General features: G+C 63.0%; 4 protein-coding genes. 3 read left to right on the forward strand and 1 reads right to left on the reverse strand.

Features of this window, described 5'->3' with window-relative positions; genetic code table 11:
* Positions 1-76: 76 nt before the first annotated feature.
* Positions 77-760 carry a response regulator transcription factor gene (locus tag EN893_RS28840; RefSeq protein WP_027039066.1) on the reverse strand — a complete coding sequence of 228 codons (684 nt, stop codon included), beginning with the start codon at positions 758-760 and terminating at the stop codon, positions 77-79.
* Between the two features lie 174 nt (positions 761-934).
* Here EN893_RS28840 and EN893_RS28845 point away from each other — a divergent pair, with 174 nt between their 5' ends.
* The 3 genes from EN893_RS28845 to EN893_RS28855 all read left to right on the forward strand — a co-directional run.
* The gene (locus EN893_RS28845) at positions 935-1,630 is read left to right on the forward strand and encodes a fumarylacetoacetate hydrolase family protein (protein ID WP_127273131.1); all 696 of its coding nucleotides are present in this window, start codon (positions 935-937) and stop codon (positions 1,628-1,630) included.
* Positions 1,631-1,634: 4 nt separating this feature from the next.
* Entirely contained in the window at positions 1,635-2,285 is a 651-nt protein-coding gene (gene maiA, locus EN893_RS28850; protein ID WP_127271345.1) for a maleylacetoacetate isomerase, read from the forward strand.
* On the forward strand, positions 2,275-2,516 hold a 242-nt coding region (locus tag EN893_RS28855; protein ID WP_128361979.1), incomplete at its 3' end, for a DUF4262 domain-containing protein. The genes maiA and EN893_RS28855, both read left to right, overlap by 11 nt.

A 2,516-nucleotide genomic window follows, 5' to 3' on the forward strand; every position in this document is an offset into this window, starting at 1 on the left:
CACAACTAAGGGCGCTGCTGGCGCATTTGCTGGCTTAGCTGGTCATTTATCTCCAGAGGGCCGAGCGCAGCAAAGCTCAAAATCCCGCCTGGTCCCGAAACAGCTCCGCATTGTCCAGCTTCGACACCTCGATCACCGCCTGCGTGCGGCTATAGACATTGAGCTTGCGCAATATCTCCGAGACATGCGCCTTCACAGTCGTCTCGCCCACCTGCAGCTCGTAGGCGATCTGCTTGTTGAGGAGACCCTGGCGCAGCATCTGCAGCACGCGCAATTGCTGCGGCGTCAGCGTCGACAGGCGCTGCACCATGTCGGCGCGGTCGACGCTTTCGGCGTCCGGCGTGCGGCCTTCATAGGTTTCCGGCACATAGATCGCGCCTTCCATCACCGAGCGTATGGCGGCGGCGAGGTCGCTCTTGCGCGCCGATTTCGGGATGAAGCCGGCAGCGCCGTAGGACAGCGCCTCAGAAATGATCTTCGGCTCCTCATAGCCTGAGACGATGACCACGGGCAGGCGCGGATAGCGGGTCCGGAGTTGCAGCAGCCCGTCAAAACCGTGCACGTCGGGCATCGAGAGGTCGAGAAGCGCGAGGTCGAACGGCTTGGCATCGGCCAGAAGATCGAGCGCCTCGGTGATCGAGCGCGCCTCCACCGTGTCGACTTCCGGATAGGCCATCTGCACGGCGCTGTGCAGCGCCTCGCGAAACAGCGGATGGTCGTCGATGATCAGGAACCGGGCGCGATCGTGGGTTGCGGTCATGGGGTTCATTTCAGTTCGTGAGCGATTAGAATAACCTCTCCACCATGGCCAGATTATTGCCAAATAGTATATCGCCATCTCCGGCGGAAAGTGCCGCCGGCACTTTCTCGACCAAATCGCCTTGTCCAGGCCCTAAATCGGTCGAATGTTCCGGCAACCAAGCAGAGACCCTTGATGACAGAATTCGTCCTTCCCCTGCCCGCAACCGCATCGGTGGCCGTCGCCGGTTCGTCCGATCGTTTTGCGGTGCGCCGTATCTACTGCGTCGGCCGCAACTACGCGGCGCATGCCCGCGAATTCGGCAATGACGAGCGTGATCCGCCCTTCTTCTTCACCAAGCCGGCCGACGCGGTGGTCGATTCCGGCACCGCTATCCCCTACCCGCCGCTGACGGCCAATCTGCACCACGAGATCGAACTGGTGGCCGCGATCGGCAAAGCCGGCTTCCGCATTCCCCGCGACAAGGCGCTGGACCATGTCTGGGGCTATGGTGTCGGCATCGACCTCACCCGCCGCGATCTGCAGGACGAGGCCAAGAAGGCCGCCCGGCCCTGGGACTGGTCGAAGGCCTTCGACCGCTCCGCCCCTTGCGGCCCGCTGGTGCAAGCGCAGGAATCCGGCCATCCACGGAAAGGCCGCATCTGGCTCGCCGTCAACGGCAAGGTCAGGCAGGACGCCGACCTCGCCGAACTGATCTGGCCGATATCGGATATCGTGTCGATCTGCAGCGAGGCGATGGAACTCGAGCCCGGCGACCTGATCTTCACCGGTACGCCGGCAGGCGTCGGCGCGGTTGGCGTCGGCGACACGATGACCGGCGGCGTCGACGGCATCGGGACCATCGAAGTGACCATCGGCCAACCGAAGTGAGGCCATGAGCGAACTCATCCTGCACAACTACTATCGCTCCTCCACCTCCTATCGGGTGCGGATCGCGCTGGAGATGAAGGGGCTGAGCTACGACTATGTCCCGCATCATCTGCGCCATGGCGAGCATCTGGAACCAGCCTATCTCGCGGTCAATCCTCAAGGGCTGGTGCCGGCGCTGATCCTCGGCGACGGCACGCTGCTGACCCAATCGCTGGCGATCATCGAGTTCCTCGACGAGACCAAACCGGAACCACCGCTGCTGCCGAAGGACCCGGCCGGCCGGGCACGCGTGAGAATGCTGGCGCAGATGATCGCCTGCGACATCCACCCGGTGAACAATCTGCGCGTGCTGACCTCGCTGCGCACTCTGTTCGGCGCCGGCGACGAAGACATCACCAACTGGTTCCGCCACTGGGTGAACGAGGGTTTCCGGCCGCTTGAAAAGATCATGGCGTCGTCGGCGGAGACGGGTACATTCTGCCATGGCGATGCGCCGGGCCTGGCCGACATCTGCCTCGCCGCGCAGATTGCCAGCAACGCCCGGTTTGGCGTCGATCTGACGCCCTACCCGACGATCGCGCGCATCAACGCCGCCTGCATGGCGCTGCCGGCCTTCCAGAAAGCCGCGCCCCAGAACCAGCTCGATGCCGAGTAGAGAAGCCACTGACCCGGATGAAGCCAAGGCGCTGGCCGATATCGAGGCCTATGGCTGCCACATCTTGCATGTGCTGGAGGAAGGCGACGATCCGCCTTTCACCTATTCGGTTGGAATAGAGCACAACTTCAAGGCGCCGGAACTCATCGTCATCGGCCTGAAGCCGGAAATCTCCCAGTTCATCATCAACGAGTATTGCAGCCGCGTCCGCTCCGGCGAGGTTTTCCAACC

It is taken from the genome of Mesorhizobium sp. M7A.F.Ca.CA.004.04.2.1 (genome assembly GCF_004022825.1).
GTDB lineage: Bacteria > Pseudomonadota > Alphaproteobacteria > Rhizobiales > Rhizobiaceae > Mesorhizobium.